The sequence below is a fragment of the Paenibacillus sp. F4 genome (assembly GCF_002894905.1).
Classification (GTDB): Bacteria; Bacillota; Bacilli; order Paenibacillales; family Paenibacillaceae; genus Paenibacillus; species Paenibacillus polymyxa_B.
On sequence record NZ_POVS01000017.1, the window covers coordinates 60,729 to 86,652 of the forward strand.

Genomic DNA, 25,924 nt, shown 5'->3' on the forward strand with positions numbered 1-25,924 from the left:
TTTCCTCAGGAAGCCTGCTTGGGGAGTTCAGAATAGAAAAGTGGGGATAAAACGTGCAGACTTTGCTGTTATGGATGTTTTACATTTCAACTTTTTATGCTTTTATTCCGGCGCTGGTTAGTCGTATATTTGGTTTCCGGGTGTTCAGGCGCGGCAAAAGTGAGCAAGAATATGCGCTCACCTTTGATGACGGCCCTGATCCAGTGTATACATCACAGCTGCTTGATTTACTGAAGCGTTTTGATGCCAAGGCTACTTTTTTTGTTGTTGGGATGAATGCAGAAAAACACCCTGAACTTCTGAAACGCATGCATGATGAAGGACATCTAATCGGTATTCATAATTATGTGCACAAATCGAATTGGCTTATGAGGCCTGTTACCGTCAGAAGACAAATTGCTCAGACAGAGTCAGTCATTCGTCGAGTAACTGGCGAGGGAACGACCTTTTATCGCCCCCCTTGGGGGATAGTGAACTTTTTTGATATTTCCAACACCCATGGTCGTCGGATCGTATTATGGTCCTCCATGTTCGGGGACTGGAAGGCAAGCATTGGAGCGAAACAATTAGCAGAGAGAATGCTCAAAAAGCTGAGGGGTGGCGAGGTGATGCTGCTCCATGACTGTGGTACGACATTGGGGGCAGACGTGGAAGCGCCCCAGAATATGCTAATCGCACTGGAGAAGCTGCTGAGGGTCGCCCAAGAACGACAATTACGCAGCGTACGGGTGGATACATTGTTTTGCCGTCAGTCTGTCAATCAACCTACTGCCTCCGAGATGTCCAGTACGGGCTGGTTAAAAAGAACGCTGGTATTTGGATGGCTCCAGTATGAGCGGCTATTCCATATTTTATTTCGTCTTCGTCCCGTAAGCAAGGAGGATACGATCTTTTATTATCGTCGCCGTATCTATCATGGGCCAAATGTAAATATGGAGAACAGCAGGTGGCTAGAAAAAGGGGACCCGGTAATCGAGCTTCATTTTGATAATAAAAAGTTGTTTCAATTAGGTTCGACGGCAAAGTCGATGGTACATCTAGCCATTCAATTAATTCGGATTGTAAAAAAACAACTTCCTGATCTGGCCCAACGCATTGTACATGATTCTGAAATGAAGGGTGTAAAGGCGATCTACGCAGTAAGTATGATTCATCGGGGACCAGAGAAGTTGGGATTTCAAGTTCGGGAGCTTCCCAAAGGACTGTTTAAGCATGTGTCCACTGTATATCTAAAGCTGTTATTTCGTGTTATCCATCCTTCGGGTTCAGCGCAATTGGGTGAAAAAAAAGATGTAATGGTACCGAAACTGATTGTGATGCCAATGGATACCTTGTTTGACCGTTTTCATGAGGGAGACTTACACCGCTTAGACGAAGCTCTTGAGCAAACAGCTAAGAGAGATGATGTCCATACACTCAACAGCGAAATGACTGAATAGGCTAACCCTAATGACCTAATAAAAAAGCCTCTCGATCCATTGTTAGGGATCGAAAGGCTTTTTAGCCGTTCATAAAGTAATCCTATCTTAGCAAAGCATTTAGATTTTCATAATCCCGCCGTTACTTGCGTTCGTCACCAGCTTGGAGTAACGTGCCAGGTAACCCGTTTTCACCTTCGGCTCAAAGCCTTTCCAGTTGGCGCGACGACGTTCGAATTCTTCGTCCGTAATGTGGAGCTCAATCTTACGATTGTTCAAGTCCAGCTCGATGATATCGCCATCCTCAACAAAAGCGATAGGTCCGCCTTCTGCGGCTTCGGGGGAAATATGACCGATGGAGATACCACGGGAAGCACCTGAGAAGCGTCCGTCTGTAATCAGACCCACCTTGGCACCAAGCCCCATGCCCACGATTTGTGAAGTTGGAGCGAGCATTTCAGGCATACCAGGTCCGCCTTTTGGACCTTCATAACGGATAACAACAACGTGTCCTTCATTAATTTTACCGTTGGCGATACCTGCCAGTGCATCTTCCTGTGAATCAAAGCAGATAGCAGGACCTTTGTGATAACCACCAACCGAAGGATCAACTGCACCGACTTTAATGATGGAGCCTTGCGGTGCCAGATTACCGAATAATACAGCCAGACCGCCACGTTCGGAATACGGGTTGTCCAGTTTATGGATAACGTTAGTGTCCAGAATTTCCTGACCCTCTACGTTTTCACGAATGGTTTTTCCGGTTACTGTAATACAGTCACCATGCAGTGCGCCCGGTTTCTTCAACAATTCATTCAGCACTGCGCTTACGCCGCCTGCATTATGAACATCCTCGATATGATAGTCGGAAGCAGGTGCCAATTTGGACAAATGAGGCACGCGGTTTGCCACTTCATTAATACGTTCGATAGGGTAGTCAACTTCTGCTTCATGGGCAAGTGCCAATGTATGCAATACGGTATTCGTGGAACCGCCCATTGCCATATCCAATGCAAATGCATTATCAATAGCTTCTTTAGTCACGATATCACGTGGTTTAAGATCCAGCTTAATCAATTCCATCAATTGGCGTGCAGATTGTTTAACGAATTCTTTACGTTCTTCTGCTACTGCAAGAATGGTGCCGTTACCCGGCATAGCCAGACCCATCGCTTCTGCGAGACAGTTCATGGAATTCGCTGTGAACATCCCTGAACAGGAGCCACATGTCGGACAGCCATATTGTTCTAATTCAAGCAAGCTTTGATCATCGATTTTGCCAGCCTGATATGCACCTACGCCTTCGAAGACGGAGGTCAGGGAAATAGAGCGTCCGTTCTTGTCTTTACCAGCTTTCATAGGGCCGCCGCTGACGAAAATAGTTGGAATGTTAACGCGCAATGCGCCCATCATCATGCCAGGGGTAATTTTATCACAGTTAGGAATACAAACCATACCGTCAAACCAGTGAGCAGAAACGACAGTTTCCAGAGAGTCAGCTATAATTTCGCGGCTTGGCAGAGAATAACGCATACCGATGTGTCCCATGGCAATGCCGTCATCTACACCGATGGTGTTAAACTCGAAAGGTACACCGCCTGCTTCACGAATGGCTTGCTTGACAATTTTGCCAAATTCCTGCAAATGGACGTGGCCCGGTACGATATCAATATACGAGTTGCATACCGCAATAAACGGTTTGTCAAAATCTTCCTCCTTGACACCCGCTGCGCGCAGCAAGCTGCGGTGAGGAGCGCGGTCAAAGCCTTTTTTAATCATATCGGAACGCATTTTCGTCTTAGCTGTCATGATGCTGGTTTCCCCCCAAAGTATAAAAATAGTATGGCGTTCAATGGACGCCGTAATAGCGCAGATGTTTTCTAAAGAGTCTATCATAGATGTGAGCTTTTTTCTACATATATGAAGATTTTGAAAAAGTACAAGAAGTGTTCTGTGATCAACAATATATAGATATGAGCAGTTTTATTTGTCTATATATTGCATTTAGAAGAGGTTAGAATGTGATTCTCTTAGAAATATGTATACTGATAGGTTTGCGTATCAGGTAAAATATGAAAGAGCCCATTCCTCAATAAAGCGGATGGGCTCAGGCTTGTTTTTATGTTAAAGGAGGGCGGAATATGACACTACACCTTAATTTCTGCCGCCTTTACGACCGATGTCTCTGTAGAAATTTTTGTCATGCGACTCAGCTGTAGCATCGCCGCCCTTTTTGCCGATTTCCTGATAAAATTCTTTATCATGAGAGTTTGCGGTTGCTTCCCCGCCTTTTTTACCAATCTCCTGATAAAATTCCTTATTGTGCTTCTTGGAAGTAGCTTCTCCACCCATACGACCTGCTTCTTCGCGACTCATTTTCCCCTGATTTTGATTACGTGCCATTACAAATCACTCCTTAATAAAAAAGTTGTTTTTTGTTGCGCGCATCCTTTACTTACCACATCACGCCTGTATGAAACAGGCTCTAAGTGGAGTAAAGAGAGGGTAGACTCGCTTACATGTTCGTCTGTGAGTGGGTTGTCACGTGTTCAATGTTAAATAAAAAAGGGATAAAAAGATTACGCGGACCGTCTAAAAGGATAAGGAGCTGGCTTTAGCATCCACTCTACCTGTGGCTCAATCAGAGGTCGTGTTGCAGTTCGAACCCAAGGCATGGTCAACATACAGCACAGACCTGCAGCACACACTACAATCAACATGACTTCCACTGGAGTATCTATATATTCGTAGACCCCCTTCGCAACAACGGTACGGACGATCAAGCCATGGAGTAAAAAGACATATAGTGTCCGTCTGCCCATCTCGGTTATACGTCCTGTGACAGCTGGAACAAAGCTTAGGAACGCCATGGATGCTATCCATTGAACTCCATAAATGCCGATGCGGTAAATTCCTGCGTACCATTCGGTATGGCCCAATTCACCGTAAGTCATGTTGCCATACAGCCAGCCTGCGGGGATGCCGAAATACGACGTTCCCGCCAGTACCAAAAGCAGAAGAGATACAACGCCAGCGATTATGCGGACTGGAGCTGTGAAGAACCGCCGAACGTCCGCATAATTCAAATGATAACCTGCTACAAAGTAAGGCAAATAAACAAAGGTTCTGCATACGCTCAGCCATATACCATCCACAGGGAGATACCCGACGAGGACACCCAGCAGCACGGATATACCCAATTGGAGGACAGGTGGTATTTTCTGAAAAGACAGCATTAGCAGTCTCCAACAGATATGGCTGGCAAGGAACCAGAGTAGCAGATAAGGAGCAAAGAACGAATGATGGATATGAGGAACGTGGAAGAGTGCAACATCCAAGATCGAATAGAGCGATTGAAAAATAAGATATTGCATACCGATCTGAAGCAGAACTTTTCGGCCTGCGGATCCGGTCAAAGATGTTTGGGCAAAGTAGCCTGTAACGAGTACAAACAACGGCATATGAAACATGAATATCCAGCTGAACCATTGTTGGGCAATATGAAGTGAACCGACTAGAGGCTCCAGAGCATTCCCTGCAAATACGCATATGATCAACAGAAATCGCAAATTGAGAAAGAAGCTTTCCCCTTGTACATCATGGCTTGTCGTCATGTGTTTCCCTCCGAACGGCTTCTGCCGACTAAACTATTTAAAAAATAATTCTTTACAAGGAACAAGGTACGATACTCTGGACTTTATCATTGTGATTTTTTTCACAACAGTAAGCGCTACCATGTCCTAATTATGTGGCGAATGCTTGAACACCGGACAAAGATGGGCTAATACCTGGAAATGTATGCTGATTTGACCCTGTATGTACAACGATGTTACCCTAACAAGGCTATAGTTACGCTGATGAATACAGCGACACATTTTATATTCAAATTACGAATTTCGAGGTACAAAAGGCGAAAGGAACTTTTACAATGAGAAGAAGAACAAGAAGATCATACAATTCATATGGGACACGTGGTCCTCGGAAAATATGGAAAATTCTCTCGGGCATCCTGATTGTCATTGTACTGATCGCAGGGTGGGGAGCATGGAAGGTATTTACGCCTTATCAGCCTGACGAGACGGCTGCTGCTGCATTAGCCGAAGTAGCGGATGCTGTAAAAGTAAATGAACAAGAACATTGGGTTGGTTTTGAGCCTGTAAAAAGAAGCGGAACTGGAGTCATTTTGTATCCAGGGGCGTTGGTGAAGCCCGAAAGTTATGCGCCCTTGGCGCGCCGTCTGGCGGAAAAGGGTCATCATGTGATCATTGCAAAAATGCCACTGAACCTTGCATTGATCTCCCCGGATTTAGCGAATGAAGTGCTAAAGGCATATCCGAAAGAAGCGTTTGTTATTGGAGGCCATTCGTTAGGCGGTGTGATGGCGGCCCGATATGCAGCTGTACATCCTGATCAGGTCAAAGGTGTATTTTTCCTCGCCTCCTACCCGGATAACGAGGGTAATTTAAAGGATAAAAATCTGCCCGTTATTTCTCTACTGGGAAGTGATGATGGAGTCGTCCAGATGGAAAATGTCCAAAGTGGAAGAACTTATTTACCGGCCAACACGCTGTATTTTACAGTCGAAGGGGGGAACCATGCCCAATTCGGCAGTTATGGTGTCCAAAAAGGAGATAATCCTGCGAAAATTAGCGCTGTTGAGCAATGGAATCAGACGGTAACGGCTTTACAGGACTGGATGAAAGAGAGTGTGGATGTGGCTGCTAAGAATCAGTAAAGGAGGTGTGCTGCATGTCTGAGCTGATCGTGCAGGGGGAGCGGTACCCATGCCGTGGTATTTTATTAGATAAAGATGGAACGTTGCTGGATTTTATTCAGTTGTGGGGCCCCTGGGCTCGTTCTATACTGGATATGATGGAGCAGCATCTTACCGTGGCGGGTGCCGGTTTTACGGTGGAAAAAGGCAGTATTCTAGGTACTGTTCACGATCAGGAGGGACGTGTGATCGGTTACGATCCTTCTGGCCCGCTGGCTATGGGGACGGTGGACGAAAGTACGGGAGTACTGGCTTGGCAGCTTTATAATGCTGGTGTACCGTGGAATGAAGCTGTGCGGCTTGTCCGCGACTTTAATAAAACGGCGATGGCTGATATTCGGCGACATCGGGCAGCGAAGGTGTTTCCAGGGTTGCGGACATTGCTGGAGCAAAGCCGCCATGCCGGGCTGAAGCTAGCGGTTGTGACCTCTGACAGTACAGAGGCTGCACAGGAGCATTTGGAGTGGATGGGGCTGACATCCTATTTTGATGAGATTATCGGACATGATAGGGTTACATATGGTAAGCCTGACCCGGAAATGGCTGAAAAAGCCTGCTCGTTACTAGGATTGTCGCCGGCGGACGTGGTAGTCATTGGAGACAGCAATGGGGACATGCAGATGGGCAAACGTGCCGGAGTGCGGCTCGCTATTGGATTTGCGCCAGAAGCAGAACGTTCTGGTCATTTGCTGGATGCGGATAAGGTTGTTCGTGGATATGAAGAGCTGGAGGTGCGTAGGGTATGAAAGTTAATACGTTGGCGGAATGGATACAGCAATCGCAGAATATTGTTTTTTTCGGCGGTGCAGGCACATCGACGGAAAGCGGTATTCCGGATTTTCGTTCGGCAGCAGGCCTATATCAAAGTGAGGAGAAATTGCCTTATTCCCCTGAGGTTATGCTGAGCCGTTCATTTTTTGTGAAGCATCCTGAAGTGTTCTTCGACTTCTATCGCAGCAAAATGCTGCATCCCGATGCGGAGCCGAACGGTTGTCATCATTTCCTCGCGTCATTGGAAAAGCAAGGCCGTCTAAAAGCGGTTGTGACCCAAAATATTGACGGCTTACATCAGGCTGCCGGCAGTGTGAATGTACTAGAACTTCATGGCTCGGTGCATCGGAACCACTGTATGGAATGCGGACGTTTTTACAGCCTAGATGAAGTGATGAACAGCTCTGAGGTTGTACCCAAATGTCCAATAGATGGAGGAATTATCAAACCGGATGTCGTTTTATATGAGGAGGAGCTGAATCAGGATACCATTATTCAATCTGTTCAGGCTATTTCGCAGGCTGATTTGCTGTTAATTGGAGGAACGTCGCTGACAGTACATCCTGCTGCGGGCTTGATTACTTATTTTCGTGGTAAACATACGGTGCTGCTGAATACAGATCCCACCTCGTATGATCATAAGGCGGATCTTTTGATCACCGATCCAATCGGTAAAGTTATGGAAAAACTTGCTCATCAATTAGGTCTGTAATCGTTTTCTTGTCAACGCCTGGATAAAAGCGCTATGATGATGTTGTGATGGACATTACAATGTTTCGAGAGAGGCTGGGATAGCATGGTTTATTTAGCTGGCGAAGATCGTTATGAAAGTATGAAATATAACCGTACAGGGAGATCAGGTCTAAAACTGCCCGCTATTTCTCTGGGCTTGTGGCACAATTTTGGCGGGATTAACAACGCAGAGAATGGCCGTAGCATGATTACTCGCTCCTTTGATCTGGGGATTACGCATTTTGATTTAGCTAATAACTATGGTCCTCCTGCGGGATCAGCTGAGGAATTTTTTGGACAAATATTAGCCAGTGATATGAAACCGTACCGGGATGAGTTGGTCATCTCTACCAAAGCGGGATACAATATGTGGGCAGGGCCTTATGGTGACTGGGGATCTCGCAAGTATATGATATCTAGTCTGGATCAGAGCCTGAAGCGGATGGGGCTGGACTATGTCGATATATTCTACTCTCACCGATTTGATCCTAATACGCCGCTGGAAGAAACAATGGGAGCACTGGATCATATCGTACGTTCCGGCAAAGCACTGTATGTGGGTGTGTCCAATTATAGTGCGGAGCAGACAGCAGAAGCAGCTCGCATTCTGAAGGAGCTGGGAACACCGCTTCTGATTCATCAGCCGAAATACTCCTTGCTCGACCGCTGGATTGAAAACGGATTACAAGATGTACTGGACGAAAACGGGGTAGGCAGCATTGCCTTTTGCCCGCTGGCGCAGGGACTGCTGACCAATAAATATTTGAACGGAATTCCCGAGGATTCACGTGCAGCGAGTACATCGGTTTTCCTGAATGAGAACCATGTAACGCCAGAGACACTTCGCAAGGTACGCGCCCTGAATCAGATGGCTGCTGCACGCGGACAAAGTTTGGCTCAATTCTCGCTGGCCTGGGCTCTGCGCGGCGAACGTCTGACCTCTGTCTTGATTGGGGCAAGCCGTGTAAGCCAAATTGAAGAAAATGTTGCTACCTTATCCAATCTGGACTTTTCTCAGGAGGAATTGGATCGAATTGATTCGATTCTGAATGCCGGGAACTGACAGGACGGCGGCACAGCCTTATGGTGAAAGTTATTCTGTAGTCATCGGCCTAATTTCGCATCCTCTTATACAATAAATAACCAACAGCCCGCATCCGTTTGAAGGATGCGGGCTGTTTAAGTCTGCTTTACGACTGTGGGTATTGTTTAACCTTGCTTCGGTACTCGGTTGGAGACTGACCACAGAAGCGCTTGAATTGACGTGAGAAATATAAGGCATCGGTTAGTCCGACCGAAGCGGCCACTTGCTCTACAGATAGTTCAGGACGTTCACGCAGCAGTTGACGTGATTTGTCGATTCTTAGCTTAAGCAGATAGGTGACGGGGGAGATGCCCGTTTCCTTTTTAAATATCCGTGACAAATACGCACGATTATAACCAAGTCCTTCAGACATTTGCTCAATGGAAACGGGGTGTGCGTACTGAGTGGACATATATTGAACCATCTGCTTGACGGTACGTTGAATTTGCGAATCCGCCCCGGACGGATCAGTCCAGTCACTCAGGTAATTGCCTGCTTCCCCCATAATCAGATACAAATAGCCCAAGGCTGATAGATGAGAACTAGATTTTCTGCTATAAAAGGCCAATTGCATTTGCTCCAAATAACCGGGGATGGGACTTTGATCGGAAGCATGAAAGACAGGCTGGTGAACACGTAGCCCGGCCTCCTGCACCACCTGCTCAGTATGGTGTCCGGTAAACGCAGACCAACGATAACGCCACGGTTCCTCTTCATCAGAGGTATAGCTCACCAGCTGATCGGGATGAATAAGGAAAAAATCGTTTTCTTCAAGCTGATATGTGTGCTGTTCCGTTCGGAAGATACCTCTGCCCGATTCTACAAAGTGAAGCAGATAGTAATCATAGATTTTCGGCCCCACGGCATGACCGGATTTGGTTTGGCTCTCTCCTGCAAAAAGCACATGCAGCGGGCTATTTTCATAAAACACCGGATTAGAGGCGACGGAATAACTATATGAATGCGCTTGCAAAATAGGGTCATCCTTCCTGCATTTGTGAATGGTTTAGCGGATGCGGTATACTTACATTGTACATATCCAAGTCACATTTATCCATAGCTTAAACACATGGATGCATTACATTGTGTGACGCTTTCATTTATACTGAAATCATAAGAGATGTCAACCTGATTAAGATGTTACAGGGAAATCAGGAGGGCACTTTACTAACGGTATATGAGGTGGATGCGGATATGAACTCTACTGAATTAAAGAAACATTTTATTGAAAAATATGGTGAAAGCAGCAATGAACTGCGGATATTTCATGCACCTGGACGTGTCAATCTGATTGGAGAGCATATCGACTATAACGGTGGTTATGTACTCCCGGCTGCGCTGGAATTCGGAACGACGCTAATCCTTCGTGCGCGCAATGATGATGAAATTCATTTTGCTTCAACAAACCTGTCGTATGAAGTATCTATCTCCCGCGGAGAAATAGGTAAAAACAAAACGGATGAGTGGGTGGACTATCCGGTGGGTGTGCTGGTGGAGTTGGCTGAAAAGGGAGTTTATCCGTCTAACGGATATGACCTGCTCTATCATGGAGAAATACCGAATGGTGCTGGATTATCCTCCTCAGCCTCCATTGAGGTTGTCACAGGATACGCGTTTCTCACGATCGAGAAACAGGAAACAGATACGGTCGAAATCGCTTTGTTGTCCCAGCGGGCAGAAAACAATTACGTTGGTGTCAATTGCGGCATTATGGACCAGTTCGCTGTAGCGAACGGAGCAGCTGATCATGCAATTCTGCTGATGTGCGATACGTTGGAGTACCGTAAAGTGCCATTCCGCACGGGGGCTTATAAGCTCGTGATCGGCAATACAAACAAGCGTCGCGGTTTGGTGGACTCAGCCTATAACGAGCGTCGTAGCCAGTGTGCCGAAGCACTGTCCATTTTACAGCAGCAGGAGCCGTCACTGGAATACCTCGCTCAGCTGGATGAGGCACGTTTCGGAGAGCTTCAACATCACATCGCGGACCAAACAGTGCGTCGGAGGGCACAGCATGTGGTGGAGGAAAACGCTCGTGTGTTGGCCTCTGTCGATGCTCTCGCGGCGAATGAACTTGCAGCTTTTGGTCAGTTAATGAATGCTTCTCATGATTCATTACGCGATTTGTATGAGGTCAGCTGCACGGAGCTGGACGTCATGGTTGAAGAAGCACGACGCATTCCTGGCACGCTGGGTGCTCGTATGACAGGAGCCGGATTTGGAGGTTGTACGGTTTCATTGGTTCATGAGGACGATGTGGAACGTTTTGTGAAGGAAGTCGGCGAAGCTTATCAGACCCGCACAGGGCTGGAAGCTAGCTTTTATGTATGCAAGGCAGGAGACGGAGTAAAAGAACTGAAGGAGGACGAATAACATGGCCATTTTAGTCACAGGTGGAGCTGGATATATCGGTTCACATACCGTAGCAGAACTGTTGGATCTGGGAGAAGAAGTTGTGGTGCTGGACAATTTGCAAACCGGGCACAAAGCAGCATTGCTTGGAGGCAAGTTGTATGAAGGGGATTTGAGGGATAAAGAACTACTGTCCAAACTGTTCTCTGAAAATAGTATCGATGCAGTTATCCATTTTGCAGCCAATTCGCTGGTTGGAGAAAGCATGCAAAATCCTGGTAAATATTACGACAACAATGTATTTGGCACGCTGAGCTTGCTGGAGGCGATGAAGGATGCTGGAGTGCGCCGAATCGTGTTTTCCTCTACTGCGGCTACCTACGGCGAACCGGAAAAGGTGCCGATTGAAGAGGGAGACCGTACAGAGCCAACCAACGTGTATGGTGAAACAAAGCTGATGATGGAGCGCATGATGTCGTGGTTTGATAAAGTTTTAGGCATCAAATATGTGTCTTTACGGTATTTTAATGCGGCTGGTGCGCATGAGAGCGGCAAGATCGGTGAAGATCACCGACCAGAAAGCCATCTGATCCCGTTGGTGCTCCAGACAGCCTTGAAACAGCGTCCACACATCGCTGTGTTTGGTGAGGATTATGCGACACCTGACGGCACGTGTGTTCGGGATTACATTCACGTGAGTGATCTGGCGGATGCTCATGTGCGTGCAGTAAATTACTTGCGCGAAGGCAATGACAGCAACATATTTAACTTGGGCAATGGACAGGGCTTCTCTGTAAAAGAAGTTATTGAGACGGCACGCAAGGTCACTGGGCTCGACATTCCAGTTGTGACAGAGCCACGCCGCGCAGGCGATCCAGCGATATTGGTTGCATCTTCTGACAAGGCTCGTTCAGTGTTGGGCTGGAGTCCAGCACGTACCCAATTGGAGGATATTATTAGCGGAGCATGGGGATGGCATCAGTCGCACCCTCACGGCTACGGCGACGAATAGACGGGAGACGATGACATATGAGCGAGCGCCAATCCGCAGATAAAGGCCAAGGCCGGGAACATTCCCGGCATTTGGCCCATGACATCGACGAAACTGTGCAGCAATCGGCTCTATATGCGGTGGAGCAACTGGTTGCATTCGCACAAAACAAGGGCTTGATCGGTCCGCAGGATACAGATTATAGCCGTAATCTGCTATTGGAGCAGTTTGGGTTTTCGGAGCCTTATTCAGGTGGGGAAGCAGGGGGCGTTATGGCCCCCGAAGCTCTCCAGCCTGTGCTTAATGTATTGATAGATTATGGTTTTGCCACTGGACTTATCCCTGAAAACACAGATACGTATCGTGATTTGCTGGATTCCAAAATCATGGGACTGTTGATGGCAAGACCGTCTGAAGTCATCCGTGACTTTCATCAAACGGAGACTGAACGTGGCATAGAGGCGGCGACAGATGCTTTTTATCAATTATCCATCGATTCGAACTACATCCGAATGGATCGGGTTGCCAGCAATGTGTACTGGAATCAGTCGACATCTTACGGAGATATGGAAATCACGATTAATTTGTCCAAGCCAGAAAAAAGTCCCAAGGAAATTGCGATGGCGAAGCTTTTGCCGCCGCCTGTTTATCCCAAGTGTCAATTATGCCGTGAAAACGTCGGATATGCAGGCAGAGTAAATCATCCGTCCCGTCAAAATTTGCGCATCATTCCGGTGGAATTGAATGGGGAACCGTGGTTTTTTCAATATTCACCCTATGTGTATTACAACGAGCACTGCATTGTGTTCCATCATGATCATGTACCGATGAAGCTTACAAAGGATACACTGCGCCGATTGCTGGCCTTTACGAAAGCGTTTCCGCATTATTTTATTGGCTCCAATGCGGATCTGCCGATTGTCGGCGGATCGATTCTGACCCATGATCATTTTCAGGGTGGTCGTCATACATTCCCAATTGAAAAAGCGGGTGTGGACGGCGTATACCATAATGAAGCGTTCCCGCAGGTTACAGCAGGGATTGTAAACTGGCCGATGTCGGTCATCCGTTTTACGTCAACAGATGCCGAGGCTCTGTTGGAGGCGGGAAATGCTGCTTTTGAAGCTTGGAAAGCTTATAGTGATCCTGTAGCCGATGTCCTCTCTCACACAGAGCAGGAGGGGGAAACGATTCCGCATAATACTGTGACGCCGATTGTGCGCCGTGATTCCGAAGGCAGGTATCAGATGGATCTCGTACTGCGTAACAACCGAACGAGTGAAGAGTATCCGGAGGGGATTTTCCATCCTCACCGCGAGATGCATCACATCAAGAAGGAAAATATCGGTCTGATCGAAGTTATGGGACTTGCCATATTACCAGGGCGGCTCAAGAATGAACTGGATGGAATTGCAGATATTTTGTGTGGGGATGACAAACTGGCTGTGGCTATGCAGCAGGAAGGACATCCACTGTTTAAGCATGCAGACTGGATTTACCAGTTAAATACCCGGTTCGGTCGTTTGCCTGACAAGGAGACGGCTGTTCGTACCGTACAAAATGAAGTTGGACTGAAATTCAGTGAAATTTTAGAGCATGCAGGAGTGTATAAGCGGAATGAATCCGGGCAGCAAGCGTTTGGTCGTTTTATGAAACAATTGGGATATACTTTGGGAGAATAAAATTGCTTGTGCAGCACATAATACACTACGAGAACCCTCCCAAGATATGACATGGAACCATGCTCCCTCAAGGAGTGTGGTTTTTTTCTGAAAATAAAGCATATTTGTTTCCTGTAACCGAAAAGGTTATAATAGAGTAGTTTCTTAACATTAAACTTTAGAACTATTGGAGGCGGGCGTTTGCGATGAAAGCATTCGAATTTTATAATCCTACACAATTGATCTTCGGTAAAGGACAATTGGAGGCTCTCAAGCGTGAAGTTCCTAAATATGGTAAACGTGTACTGCTTGTATATGGCGGCGGCAGCATTAAGCGCAGCGGTTTGTACGATAATGTAATAAGTTTGCTTGGTGAAATCGGTGCAGAGGTAACGGAACTGGCTGGTGTGGAACCGAATCCTCGCTTATCTACAGTACATAAAGGCGTGGAATTGTGTAAAACACATCAAATCGACCTCGTTCTGGCTGTAGGCGGCGGTAGTGTGCTGGATTGTTCCAAAGCCATTGCTGTTGGTGCAAAATATGATGGCGACATGTGGGATTTTGCAGAGCGTAAAGCGGCACCACAGGCAGCATTGCCATTAGGTACGGTTTTGACCATGGCAGCTACCGGTTCTGAAATGAATGCGGGTTCTGTTATTACAAATGAAAAAACACAGGAAAAATTGGGATGGGGTAGCGTATTTGCGTTCCCTGCGTTTTCCATTCTTGATCCAGTGAACACATACTCACTGCCACAAAATCAAACCGTTTACGGAATCGTAGATATGATGTCACATACGCTGGAACATTATTTTCATTTGGAATCCAATACTCCGGTCCAACTTGGCTGGTGCGAAACGATTTTGCGTACGGTCATGGATGCGGCTCCAGGTCTGGTCAACGATCTGGAAAACTATGAGCTGCGTGAAACGATTATGTATTGTGGTACGATGGCGCTGAACGGTTTCCTGAACATGGGGCTAACAGGTGACTGGGCTACTCACAATATTGAGCATGCTGTGTCTGCTGTTTATGATATTCCACATGGTGGAGGACTGGCTATTCTGTTCCCGAACTGGATGAAACACAATCTGCATGTGAAGCCTGAACGCTTCAAACAACTGGCCGTCAATGTGTTCCATGTAAACCCAGAAGGCAAGAGTGATGAAGAAGTGGCGCTGGAAGGTATTCAGGCATTGCGTGATTTCTGGAACTCGATTGGTGCACCAAGCCGTCTGGCTGATTACGATATTGATGCGTCCAAAATCGATGTTATGGCTGATAAAGCTGTGAAATTCGGATCTTTTGGTGGCTTTAACAAGCTCAATCGCGAAGATGTAGTCGAAATTTACAAAGCATCCCTGTAAACCGACATTTATATCATTATAAGCACGTTTGTACGTCATTAGACGTACGAACGTGCTTTTTTGGGTTTCATTTGGGATATTAGAGGAAAATTTTGAAACTTTTTTAGGTTGAATACGTAAACATAGTTATAGACTGGAAACCAGGCTGAAAAGGTACATGGAAGGAGGAGTCGCATGGAAACCATATTTTGGTGGCTATTGGCAGGGGGCGCTATCTTTACCGTAGTCAGTGTGCTGATCGGGGATGTACTCGGTAGTTGGCTGGATGGTGGATTGGAGCTACCGGGCCTTGATTGGTTCAGGCCTGTCGTATTACTTGGAGCCATGACCGCTTTTGGCGGGGCTGGTGTACTACTGACAAAGTATACCGAGCTGACCATGGGCTGGGTCGTTGTGCTTGCTTTAGGGATTGCACTTGTTATTGGAGTGCTCGTATTTTTTGCGTTTATCAAGCCCATGGCGAATTCGGAGGTATCCAGCGGCTTCTCCATGCGTGAGCTGACTGGCAGAATCGGTGAGGTCACCATTCCTGTACCTGAGGTTGGTTACGGGGAGGTTATGATCCGCTTGGGTGCAGGCAACACCATACATACAGCATCGAGCTTCGATCACAAACCGCTTGCTGCGGGAACCCGTATCGTCGTGGTTGAGGTCGCAGAGGGCGTCGTCCGCGTAGCGTACCTGGACACATAGACGGCGCATTCGCTTAACTTGAAGGGAGCGTGATCGGGAGTGTCAAATTTGCAAGATATTGTGTTGGTCCCTGGGATTGTTGTTATCGTTATCGTCATATTAGGGATCGCTTTTTGGGCCCGCTACAAAACGGTAGGACCGGATGAAGGGATGATCGTGACAGGTTCTTTTCTGGGAAATAAAAATATTTCCGAGGATGACTCTGGTCGCAAAATTAAAATTGTACGAGGTGGGGGCGCCTTCATTTGGCCTATTTTCCAGCAGTCCGAATTTATCTCTCTGTTATCCCACAAACTGGACGTAACCACACCGGAAGTGTATACGGAGCAAGGAGTTCCCGTAATTGCGGATGGTGTGGCGATCATCAAGGTCGGCAGTTCCATTGAGGATGTAGCCACAGCAGCCGAGCAGTTCATCGGGAAGCCACTGGAGGCTCTTAGGGGAGAGGCTCAGGAAGTACTGGAGGGACATTTGCGCGCAATCCTTGGCTCGATGACAGTGGAAGAAGTATATCGTAATCGGGATCGGTTTGCGCAGGAAGTACAGGGCGTAGCTGCTCGCGATCTGAAAAAAATGGGCTTACAAATCGTTTCATTCACCATCAAAGATGTGCGTGATAAGCACGGATATCTGGATGCACTCGGTAAGCCGAGAATTGCCGCTGTGAAACGGGATGCTGAGATTGCGGAAGCCGAGGCTGTGCGGGATGCCAGGATTCAGAAGGCGCGTGCGGAACAGGAAGGCCAGAAGGCCGAACTGCTGCGGGATACCAACATTGCCGAGGCAGCCAAGGAGAAGGAACTGAAAGTGGCTTCGTTTAAGAAAGAACAGGATACAGCGAAGGCCGAAGCCGATCAGGCTTATCACATTCAGGAGGCCCGTGCCAAGCAGACTGCTGTCGAGGAGCAGATGAAGGTCGAGCTGGTGCGCAAGGAACGGGAAATTGATCTTCAAACCAAGGAAATACAGGTACGTGAAAAGCAATATGATGCGGAAGTGAAAAAGAAGGCCGAAGCCGATCGGTATGCGGTCGAGCAAGCGGCGGAAGCAGATAAATCGCGTAAAATGCGTGAGGCTGAATCGCTGCAATACTCGATTGAGACCCAGGCTAAAGCGTCAGCTGAACAAAAACGTCTAAACGGGCAAGCAGAAGCAGATGCAGAACGCGCCAAAGGTACGGCAGACGCAGATGTTATCCGTTTGCGTGGACTTGCAGAAGCGGAGGCCAAGGAAAAACTGGCGGAGGCGTTCCAGAAGTTTGGAGAGGCCGCCGTGCTCGATATTATCGTGAAAATGCTGCCTGATCTGGCTGGACGTATTGCCGAACCAATTGCATCCATTGATAAACTAACCGTAGTTGATACGGGAAAAGGAGAAGGAGCAGCGCGTGTCAGCAATTATGTCACCGAACTGATGGCTACGGCACCCGAGATGCTGAAGAGTGTATCCGGTATTGATGTGGAGCAGTTAATCAAGGGGCTGACCACTGGGAAAAAAGGCCTTCATTCGGTGCCGTCCTCCGGTGAAGCGAATAAGCAGCCTCTTCCAGCCTCGGTGGAGGCAGCACTAGCAGATAAAGAATAACGATAAGTCTTTGGGGAGCATCTATCCCTAACCAAAAAGACCGCTTTTCATCACAGCATTTCCCGGCAATGTGATGAAAAGCGTTTTCTTTTTATTGACCTTTAGCCGAATATTTGGTACTTTAACGTGGATTCCTCTGAGCTTCATGCTATAATTCTTAGGATCAAGGTTCTGATAAAAGAGGTGCGGATGTGAGCAGCCTAAAAGTGGCCAAAGCGCTGAATAACAATGTGATTATAGGGATGCATCCCGAGCATGATGAGGTTGTCGTGATTGGAAAAGGAATCGGTTTCAATCGCAGACCCGGCGATCTTATGCCGTTGGATTCAGTTGAAAAATTATTTATATTAAAAAGCCATGAAGAACAGGAGCAATACAAACGGTTGCTTCCTGAGCTGGATGAAAAGCTCATTGAGGTCATCGGTGAGGTGCTTCATCTTGTTCAGCTTCAAGCAAAGAAGCCTCTAAATGAGCACATACTGATTGCTTTAACTGATCATATTGCTTTTTCCATCAACCGTCATAAACAGGGAATTACGATTCATAATCCGTTTTTGTATGAGACTAGGGAAATATATCCTCAGGAATACAAGATGGCTGAGCAGGCTGTTGCTTTAATTAGGGATAAGATGAATGTAGATCTGGGAGAAGATGAAATCGGATTCGTGGCCCTGCATATTTATAGCGCCATGACAAACCAGCATATCTCCGAGGTTAGGAAGGATTCTCGTCTGATTGCTGATATGGTTCAGGTTGTCGAGACGACACTGGATTATCGTATTCCTCTCCAATCTCTTGATTATTCTCGTCTGCTGACTCATCTGAGGTTTGCAATTGAACGTGTGCGCCGAGGAGAAATTGTGCAGGAGATTTATCGATTGGACAAGCTTTTGAATGAGGAGTATCCGGAAATGTATATGCTGGCCTGGAAGCTCACGAAAATTATGGAGAAAAGACTCCGTAAATCTGTGTACCCGGCTGAGGTTAGTTATTTGACAATGCATCTGCAGCGGTTGTCCCAACGCAAAGAGCAGGGGGAGCAACAAAAGTGATAAAACCGGAATAAAAAAGTATTGCCTCGCATTTAGTGGGGTGCTATAATCAATTTTGCAATGAGGAAGACAACAACTGAACATTAACTGAACATTTAACGTGTTACTGATTCGATCAGGCATGAGTTGTTTTAAGTTGTGATTGTTTACAGCCTACTGGGGCATTCTATATCCCAAGGTTGTTTTCAAACATACTTAAATCGGCTCATGCCTTTTTTGTTGTTTTGCCTCTGTTCTAAATTTCAGAGAAGGATGTGGAAGGTATGTTTAAAAAGCTTTTCGGCGTTTTACAGCGTGTCGGTAAAGCATTAATGCTTCCTGTAGCGATTTTGCCAGCTGCGGGGCTTTTATTGGGTATCGGTAACATGCTGGTCAATCCTGATTTTCTCCAGTACATTCCGGCATTAAATGCGGGCTGGGTTCAATCGGTAGCGACGATCATGATGAATGCCGGACAAATCGTTTTTGATAATCTGGCACTGTTGTTCGCAGTCGGCGTAGCCGTCGGTCTGGCGGGCGGTGAAGGTGTCGCAGGTTTGGCTGCCATCATCGGTTACCTCGTTATGAACATTACTTTGGGTACAGCCGTGGGTGTCACACCTGGTCTGATTGCTCAAAAAATACCGGGTTATGCGAACGTGTTGGGGATTCCAACGCTTCAAACCGGGGTGTTCGGCGGGATAATCATCGGTATACTGGCCGCGGCCATGTACAACCGCTTTTTCAAAATTGAGCTTCCTTCGTATCTGGGATTTTTCGCGGGTAAGCGTTTCGTTCCAATTGCAACGGCGGTGTCCTCACTGATTGTTGGACTTGCGCTGGTTCTGATCTGGCCTCCAGTCCAACAAGGACTTAACGCAGTATCTCACTTTATGGTGTATTCCAACCCGACTTTGTCGGCGTTCCTGTTTGGGGTTATCGAACGCGCGCTTATTCCATTTGGTTTGCATCACATCTGGTATTCACCGTTCTGGTTTGAGTTTGGTGAATATGTTAACAAAGCAGGTCAAACCGTTCACGGTGACCAGCAGATCTTCTTCAGCCAGCTTCGCGACGGAGTGGCGTTGACAGCAAGTACGTTCCAAGTGGGTAAATTCCCATTCATGATGTTCGGTTTGCCGGCAGCAGCGCTTGCGATGTACCATGAAGCAAGACCAGAACACAAAAAATATGTAGCAGGTATCATGGGTTCAGCAGCATTGACTTCGTTCTTGACAGGTATTACGGAGCCACTGGAATTTTCCTTCCTGTTCGTAGCTCCACTGCTGTTTGCAGTACACTGTATATTCGCAGGTCTGTCATTTATGACCATGCAAATTTTACATGTCAAAATCGGTATGACCTTCTCAGGCGGATTTATTGACTTCCTGATTTTCGGGATTATTCCAACCCGTACGCCTTGGTGGTATGTAATCATCGTCGGTCTGATTTTGGCAGTTATTTACTACTTCGGATTCCGGTTCATCATACGGAAGTTCAACTTGAAAACACCAGGACGTGAAGAAGCTACAGAAAATGTGGATGGCGCAGCAGTCGGTAGTAGTGACGAGCTCCCGCACAACATTTTGGCAGCTTTCGGCGGTTCATCGAATATCAAGCATCTGGATGCTTGTATCACACGTCTTCGGATCGAGGTTAATGAGAAATCGAACGTTGACAAAGCCCGTCTGAAACAACTTGGAGCATCGGGTGTTCTTGAAGTCGGTAACAACGTACAGGCAATTTTCGGTACACGTTCCGACACCATTAAATCTCAAATGGCTGATATCATGGCTGGACGTACACCAGCACCAGCTCCGGCGCAACCTGCTCCACAAGAGGAGAAGGAAGCTGGAGAAGAACAACAAACCATTATTGTAGAAGATATTGTAATGCCTGTTAACGGAGAATTGGTTGATATCTCGACGGTTCCCGATCCGGTATTTGCAGAACGTATGACAGGTGACGGCTTTGCGGTCGTGCCAAATGATGGAACGATTGTGTCCCCTGTTTATGGTAAAGTATTCAATGTATTCCCAAGCAAGCATGCGATTGGTATTCAATCCGATGGTGGTAAAGAAGTGCTTGTTCATATTGGGGTGAATACTGTGAAGCTTAAAGGTCAAGGATTTGACGTTTTGGTGAACGAAGGCGATCTTGTGTCAGCTGGCCAGCCTATTATGAAAGTAGACCTGGAATACGTGAAGGCAAACGCTAAATCCATCATTTCACCTGTCATTTTTACTAACCTTCCAGAAGGTTCTTCGGTAACTTTAAACAAAACTGGAGTATTGAAGGCTGGCGAAGATGGTATAATTACGATAAAATAAACTCTATGTGTTTCGGATTAGTTGATTAGGCGGCTTAGGCCGTCTGATCAATTATCTGGTATACTGCGTGTAAACAAATATTATCTTTAGGAAAGTGGGAGGAACAAATTATGCAAACAACTTTTAGAATTACGGATGAAGACGGTATCCATGCACGTCCAGCAACTGCACTGGTAAATACAGCTAACAAATTCAGCGGTGCTGAATCTTTTGCCGAAGCTAACGGTAAAAAAGTAACTTTGAAATCCATTCTGGGTGTATTGTCTCTGGGACTGGAACAAGGCGATACTATTAACATTATTTGCGAAGGCGCTGAAGCTGCCGAAGCACTGAAAGCTCTTGAAAATGTAATCGTTAACGAAGGGCTGGGCGAAGTTCATGCTTAAAATTTCCGGGATTGCCGCTTCGGCAGGCATAGCCATTGCCCGGGCGTTTATCTTGGAGCATCCGAATTACGCTGTAGAGAGACGCGCGGTTGGTGATGTTGAAGCTGAAATCGCGAGATTGGATGCGGCTTTGGTACAATCTCAAACCGAATTGGAATCGATTAAGGAGAAAACGCTTCAGGAGCTGGGAGAGAAGAAAGCAGAAATTTTTGCATCTCACCTGCTAATCCTGAATGATCCTGAATTGATCGATCCGGTTAAAGCTAAAATCAGAGACGAGCAGCTTAATGCTGACTATGCTTTGAATGAAGTAGCTACACAGTTTATTTCCATGTTTGAAAACATGAAAAGTGCCTATTTGCAAGAACGCGCATCGGACATGCGTGATGTAACCAAGCGGATCCTGAATCACCTGCTTGGTGTTCATTTTGTTAGTCCTGCAGAAATTGCCGAAGAAACGATTGTGCTTGCAGAAGATTTGACACCTTCCGACACAGCTCAGCTGAACCGTGAATTTGTTAAAGGTTTTGCAACGAACATCGGCGGACGTACTTCGCATTCGGCTATTATGGCTCGCTCACTTGAAATTCCTGCAGTTGTGGGAACAAAAAATATATTGTCTCAAGCTAAAAGCGGCGATTTGATTATCGTTGATGGTTTGGATGGTCACGTATTCGTGAACCCTACCGAAGAGATTGTTGCGGAATACCGTGCTAAACAGGTGGCATACGACAAGCAACGCGAAGAGTGGCGCAAGCTGCGCGGCGAAGCTACGGTTTCTGTCGATGGTGTCCATGTCGAACTGGCAGCCAATATTGGTACGCCTAATGATGTAGCTGGTGTTCTGGACAACGGTGGTGAAGGCGTTGGCTTGTACCGTACGGAGTTCTTGTACATGGGACGCGATAAGCTTCCATCCGAAGAAGTACAGTATACGGCGTACAAAACCGTTCTGGAAAGAATGGAAGGTAAGCCGGTTGTAGTTCGTACTTTGGATATCGGTGGCGACAAAGAACTTCCTTATCTGGACCTGCCGAAAGAAATGAACCCGTTCCTCGGATTCCGTGCTATTCGTCTGTGTCTGGATCGCCAGGATATTTTCCGCACTCAATTGCGTGCTTTATTGCGTGCGAGTGTGCATGGTAACCTGCGCATCATGTTCCCGATGATTGCTACGCTGAACGAATTCCGTGAAGCTAAAGCTGTTTTGTTGGAAGAAAAGGAAAAGTTGGTAGCCGAGGGTGTATCCGTATCTGAAGAAATTCAGCTGGGCATCATGGTAGAAATTCCTTCTACAGCGGTATTGGCTGATCAATTCGCAAAAGAAGTAGATTTCTTCAGTATCGGTACAAACGATCTGATTCAATACACAATGGCAGCGGATCGCATGAACGAGCGGGTTTCTTACCTGTATCAACCATACAATCCATCCATTCTGCGTCTGGTGAAAATGGTTATTGATGCCGCTCACCGTGAAGGACGTTGGGTTGGTATGTGTGGTGAAATGGCAGGAGATACAACAGCAATTCCGTTGCTGCTGGGTCTTGGACTTGATGAGTTCAGTATGAGCGCAACTTCCATTCTGCCAGCACGTAGTCAAATCTCCAAGTTGTCCCGTGCGGACATGGAAAAACTGGCTACAAAAGCTCTGGACATGCAAACAGCAGAACAGGTTGTTGAATTGGTTCAAAGCATCGAAGGCTAAGGAAGGGTATTACATTTCAAAGGTTATATCTTTTTCCAACAAAAAAAATTGCTGTGTACATACAGCAGCCGGTATCTATTTAGATACCGGCTTTTTTGCATCCTTTAAGTAGAATTTGTTTTTAACTGCATGAGCAATTCAGTACAGGTTTGCGGGCTGCGGTAGTTTCGTCCAATCGTGTGACTGGAGTAGTATATGGTGCATTGAGTACCAGCTCAGGGTTCTCTTCTGCTTCCCGCGCAATATGAATCATAGTGTCGACAAAAGCATCAAGTGTTTCCTTACTTTCCGTCTCCGTGGGCTCGATCATGATGCACTCCTCTACATTCAGCGGGAAGTAAATTGTAGGCGGATGGTAGCCGAAATCAAGCAGCCTTTTGGCTACATCAAGCGTGCGCACTCCAAATTTTTTCAAGCCTCGCCCCGACATTACGAATTCGTGTTTGCAATGTCCAGGGTAGGGCAGGTCAAAATGTGGAGCGAGCCGATGCATCATGTAATTGGCATTGAGCACAGCGCATTCCGATACACGCTTTAAGCCATCAGGACCGTAGCTACGGATATAGGCGTAGGCACGAACGAGAATACCGAAGTTGCCGTAAAAGGCCTTAACCCGTCCAATAGAATCTCCCTGTTCCCGGTCCCAGTGGTACACCCCCTGCGGATCCCGTACGACAAGCGGCTTGGGCAAATAAGGGATGAGCCGTTGCTTTACGCCGACAGGCCCAGCGCCGGGGCCGCCGCCGCCGTGCGGGGTACTCATCGTTTTGTGCAAATTGAGATGCACTACATCGAAGCCCATATCCCCGGGGCGGGTAATCCCCATGATGGCGTTGGAGTTCGCCCCATCATAGTAGAGCAGACCACCCGCGTCATGCACGATGGCAGCAATGTCAGTGATTTGCTTCTCGAACAGTCCAAGCGTGTTCGGGTTGGTCAGCATGAGCGCAGCGGTGTCGTTGCCTACGGCTTGACGCAGCGCATCCAGATCCACTAGCCCCTCAGGAGTGGAGGGGAGGGTGACGGTTTCGAAGCCCGCGACGGTTGCGCTGGCGGGGTTCGTTCCGTGCGAGGAATCCGGCACGAGCACCTTGGTACGTCGCTCACCGCGTGCTTCGTGGTATGAGCGAATCATCATCAGCCCGGTCCATTCGCCATGGGCGCCCGCGGCGGGCTGAAGCGTGACGGCATCCATGCCAGTTAACGCAGCCAAATCATTTTGGAGCGTATGCAGCAGCTCCATGGCACCCTGGATGCTCTCCTCGGGCTGATATGGATGGATTTTGGCGAAGCCTGTATACCGGGCGACATCCTCATTCACTTTCGGATTGTATTTCATCGTACAGGAGCCGAGCGGATAAAATCCATTGTCCACGCCGAAATTTCGCCGGGACAAGGCGGTATAATGCCGAATAACGTCTACTTCGTATACCTCGGGTAATGCCGCAGGTTCGCTGCGCAGCGCATAATCTGGCAAAAGCTCTCCCACCGGGCGACGGGGAACGTCGCACTCGGGAAGGGAATAGGCGATGCGACCCGGACGGCTCAATTCAAAAATGAGCGCTTGATCGTGTTCCTTCAACAGCCCTTGTTTCTGATCCTGTCCGGTGTGTGTCATAGCAATCCCCCCAAGGTGTGTACAAATTGGTCAATCTCTTCTTTGGTTCTTTGCTCCGTCACGGCAATCAACATGTGACCAGCAAGTTCCTCATAGTCCCGGCCCAAATCGTAGCCAGCGATAAATCCAGCAGCTAGCAACTCGGTCTGGAGTCTGCTCATATCTGTACCCTCAGGCAGTCTAAGGGCAAACTCGTTAAAGGTTGGTGCGTTAAACGAGGAAGTTACGCCCTTCAAGCTCAGCAATTGCTCTAAGGCATATCGGCTTTTATGCAAATTTAGCTCGGCTACTTCCTTGATCCCCTTCCTACCCATAACAGACAAGTATACAGATGCGGATAAAGCTAGCAACGCTTGATTGGAGCAAATATTAGAGGTGGCCTTTTCGCGTCGGATATGCTGTTCCCGCGCTTGCAAGGTCAGCACGAAGCCGCGTTTACCATTGCGGTCTGTGGTCTGACCCACAATGCGGCCAGGGATACGGCGCATATGTGTCTGAGAAACGGCAAAGTATCCACAGGTCGGACCGCCGAGAGAAGAGGAGATGCCAAGTGGCTGCGCGTCTCCTACCACAATATCCGCGCCCTGTTTGCCGGGTGTTTCCAGCAAGCCAAGTGCCAGTGGGTTGGCACTGACGACCAAAAGACCTTTGTGCGCATGGATGAGATCAGCCATCGGCTTCAGGTTTTCCACGGCTCCGAAAAAGTTGGGGCTTTGGACCAAAACAGCCGCGGTCTGTTCCGATACGGCCGCCGCTAACGCATCAGCATCCGTTACGCCGTCCGAACAGCCGATCTCCACGATGTCCAAATCCAATCCGCGTGCATAGGCTGCCAATACCTGACGTGCCTCTGGATGGACGGACCTCGATACGATAAGCTGTTTACGGCGGGTAGCTGCGGCGGACAGTGAGCCCGCTTCCGCCAGTGCAGTCGCTCCGTCGTACATGCTGGCATTAGCTACAGCCATGCCCGTCAATTCGCAAATATACGACTGAAATTCGAAAATGGCTTGTAGCTCGCCTTGGCTTACTTCCGGCTGATAGGGGGTGTAGGCTGTATAGAATTCCGAGCGTGAAGTGATGTGCTGGATGACGGACGGAATATGATGATCATAAATTCCTGCGCCAAGGAAGCTGGCATGTGTGTCTGTATTGGCGTTGTGTCTGGCCAGCTCGGCCAAGTGGCGGGTCAAGGCTTTCTCATCGAGTCGAGAAGAAAGAGGGAGTTCCCCTTGATATCGAATGGCCTCTGGAATGTCACTGAACAAATCATCAATGGATGATACACCGACCACACGCAGCATTTCGGTTTGATCCTGCTCAGTCATAGGGAGATAACGATGCTGCTTCATAGGTTCTGGCTCCTTTCGAAAAGCAAAATTTTAAATCGTAAATTAGCTAATAAAAAAGTGTGAGATGAGAAA

At 47.4% G+C, this 25,924-nt stretch carries 20 protein-coding genes and 1 pseudogene; 15 read left to right on the forward strand and 6 right to left on the reverse strand.

Annotated features, from left to right (window positions below):
- The first annotated feature begins 53 nt into the window (after positions 1 to 53).
- Positions 54 to 1,439, forward strand: a complete 1,386-nt coding sequence (locus C1T21_RS18960) for a polysaccharide deacetylase family protein (RefSeq protein ID WP_103049327.1) — start codon at positions 54 to 56, stop codon at positions 1,437 to 1,439.
- A gap of 99 nt (positions 1,440 to 1,538) precedes the next feature.
- Here C1T21_RS18960 and ilvD read toward each other — a convergent pair whose 3' ends face one another.
- The 3 genes and pseudogenes from ilvD to C1T21_RS18975 form a co-directional block, all read right to left on the reverse strand.
- Positions 1,539 to 3,227 carry a dihydroxy-acid dehydratase gene (gene ilvD / locus C1T21_RS18965; protein ID WP_023989895.1) on the reverse strand — a complete coding sequence of 563 codons (1,689 nt, stop codon included), beginning with the start codon at positions 3,225 to 3,227 and terminating at the stop codon, positions 1,539 to 1,541.
- A 354-nt stretch (positions 3,228 to 3,581) separates the two neighbouring features.
- Positions 3,582 to 3,821, reverse strand: a pseudogene (locus C1T21_RS18970) (KGG domain-containing protein); the annotation flags it as partial.
- A 176-nt stretch (positions 3,822 to 3,997) separates the two neighbouring features.
- A complete protein-coding gene (locus tag C1T21_RS18975; RefSeq protein WP_103049328.1) occupies positions 3,998 to 5,032 on the reverse strand; it encodes an acyltransferase family protein in 1,035 nt (344 codons plus the stop codon).
- A 314-nt stretch (positions 5,033 to 5,346) separates the two neighbouring features.
- On the opposite strand from C1T21_RS18975, the gene C1T21_RS18980 reads away from it, so the two are divergent.
- The 4 genes from C1T21_RS18980 to mgrA all read left to right on the forward strand — a co-directional run bounded on the left by C1T21_RS18980 (position 5,347) and on the right by mgrA (position 8,758).
- Positions 5,347 to 6,153, forward strand: a complete 807-nt coding sequence (locus C1T21_RS18980; protein WP_103049329.1) for an alpha/beta fold hydrolase — start codon at positions 5,347 to 5,349, stop codon at positions 6,151 to 6,153.
- A 14-nt stretch (positions 6,154 to 6,167) separates the two neighbouring features.
- A complete protein-coding gene (locus tag C1T21_RS18985) occupies positions 6,168 to 6,938 on the forward strand; it encodes an HAD family hydrolase (protein WP_103049330.1) in 771 nt (256 codons plus the stop codon).
- Complete coding sequence (locus tag C1T21_RS18990) at positions 6,935 to 7,675, forward strand: NAD-dependent protein deacylase (protein ID WP_103049331.1); 741 nt, start codon at positions 6,935 to 6,937, stop codon at positions 7,673 to 7,675. Before C1T21_RS18985 ends, C1T21_RS18990 begins: the two co-directional genes overlap by 4 nt.
- An 84-nt stretch (positions 7,676 to 7,759) precedes the next feature.
- Positions 7,760 to 8,758, forward strand: a complete 999-nt coding sequence (gene mgrA, locus C1T21_RS18995) for an L-glyceraldehyde 3-phosphate reductase (RefSeq protein ID WP_103049332.1) — start codon at positions 7,760 to 7,762, stop codon at positions 8,756 to 8,758.
- A gap of 127 nt (positions 8,759 to 8,885) precedes the next feature.
- On the opposite strand, the gene C1T21_RS19000 is transcribed toward mgrA, so the two are convergent.
- A complete protein-coding gene (locus tag C1T21_RS19000) occupies positions 8,886 to 9,752 on the reverse strand; it encodes an AraC family transcriptional regulator (protein ID WP_103049333.1) in 867 nt (288 codons plus the stop codon).
- A 221-nt stretch (positions 9,753 to 9,973) separates the two neighbouring features.
- On the opposite strand from C1T21_RS19000, the gene C1T21_RS19005 reads away from it, so the two are divergent.
- The 10 genes from C1T21_RS19005 to ptsP all read left to right on the forward strand — a co-directional run bounded on the left by C1T21_RS19005 (position 9,974) and on the right by ptsP (position 22,882).
- Positions 9,974 to 11,152 (forward strand): galactokinase, encoded by a 1,179-nt coding sequence (locus tag C1T21_RS19005; protein ID WP_103049682.1) that lies wholly within the window; start codon positions 9,974 to 9,976, stop codon positions 11,150 to 11,152.
- 1 nt (position 11,153) lies between these two features.
- Entirely contained in the window at positions 11,154 to 12,143 is a 990-nt protein-coding gene (galE, locus tag C1T21_RS19010) for a UDP-glucose 4-epimerase GalE (RefSeq protein ID WP_103049334.1), read from the forward strand.
- Between the two features lie 17 nt (positions 12,144 to 12,160).
- Positions 12,161 to 13,804 (forward strand): UDP-glucose--hexose-1-phosphate uridylyltransferase, encoded by a 1,644-nt coding sequence (locus C1T21_RS19015; protein WP_103049335.1) that lies wholly within the window; start codon positions 12,161 to 12,163, stop codon positions 13,802 to 13,804.
- Positions 13,805 to 13,989: 185 nt separating this feature from the next.
- Complete coding sequence (locus C1T21_RS19020) at positions 13,990 to 15,153, forward strand: iron-containing alcohol dehydrogenase (RefSeq protein ID WP_103049336.1); 1,164 nt, start codon at positions 13,990 to 13,992, stop codon at positions 15,151 to 15,153.
- Between the two features lie 174 nt (positions 15,154 to 15,327).
- Positions 15,328 to 15,846 (forward strand): NfeD family membrane protein, encoded by a 519-nt coding sequence (locus C1T21_RS19025; protein WP_103049337.1) that lies wholly within the window; start codon positions 15,328 to 15,330, stop codon positions 15,844 to 15,846.
- 48 nt (positions 15,847 to 15,894) lie between these two features.
- Positions 15,895 to 17,430, forward strand: coding sequence for a flotillin lipid rafts scaffold protein FloT (locus C1T21_RS19030; RefSeq protein ID WP_103049338.1), 1,536 nt, complete (start codon positions 15,895 to 15,897; stop codon positions 17,428 to 17,430).
- Between the two features lie 191 nt (positions 17,431 to 17,621).
- Complete coding sequence (glcT, locus tag C1T21_RS19035; protein WP_103049339.1) at positions 17,622 to 18,482, forward strand: glucose PTS transporter transcription antiterminator GlcT; 861 nt, start codon at positions 17,622 to 17,624, stop codon at positions 18,480 to 18,482.
- A gap of 263 nt (positions 18,483 to 18,745) precedes the next feature.
- Entirely contained in the window at positions 18,746 to 20,791 is a 2,046-nt protein-coding gene (gene ptsG, locus C1T21_RS19040) for a glucose-specific PTS transporter subunit IIBC (protein WP_103049340.1), read from the forward strand.
- Positions 20,792 to 20,901: 110 nt separating this feature from the next.
- Complete coding sequence (locus C1T21_RS19045; protein WP_013372579.1) at positions 20,902 to 21,177, forward strand: HPr family phosphocarrier protein; 276 nt, start codon at positions 20,902 to 20,904, stop codon at positions 21,175 to 21,177.
- Positions 21,170 to 22,882, forward strand: coding sequence for a phosphoenolpyruvate--protein phosphotransferase (gene ptsP, locus C1T21_RS19050; protein WP_103049341.1), 1,713 nt, complete (start codon positions 21,170 to 21,172; stop codon positions 22,880 to 22,882). The genes C1T21_RS19045 and ptsP overlap by 8 nt, the downstream gene beginning before the upstream one ends.
- 121 nt (positions 22,883 to 23,003) lie before the next feature.
- On the opposite strand, the gene gcvPB is transcribed toward ptsP, so the two are convergent.
- A complete protein-coding gene (gene gcvPB, locus C1T21_RS19055) occupies positions 23,004 to 24,500 on the reverse strand; it encodes an aminomethyl-transferring glycine dehydrogenase subunit GcvPB (RefSeq protein ID WP_103049342.1) in 1,497 nt (498 codons plus the stop codon).
- Positions 24,497 to 25,852 carry an aminomethyl-transferring glycine dehydrogenase subunit GcvPA gene (gcvPA, locus tag C1T21_RS19060; RefSeq protein WP_103049343.1) on the reverse strand — a complete coding sequence of 452 codons (1,356 nt, stop codon included), beginning with the start codon at positions 25,850 to 25,852 and terminating at the stop codon, positions 24,497 to 24,499. Before gcvPA ends, gcvPB begins: the two co-directional genes overlap by 4 nt.
- Positions 25,853 to 25,924: the final 72 nt, after the last annotated feature.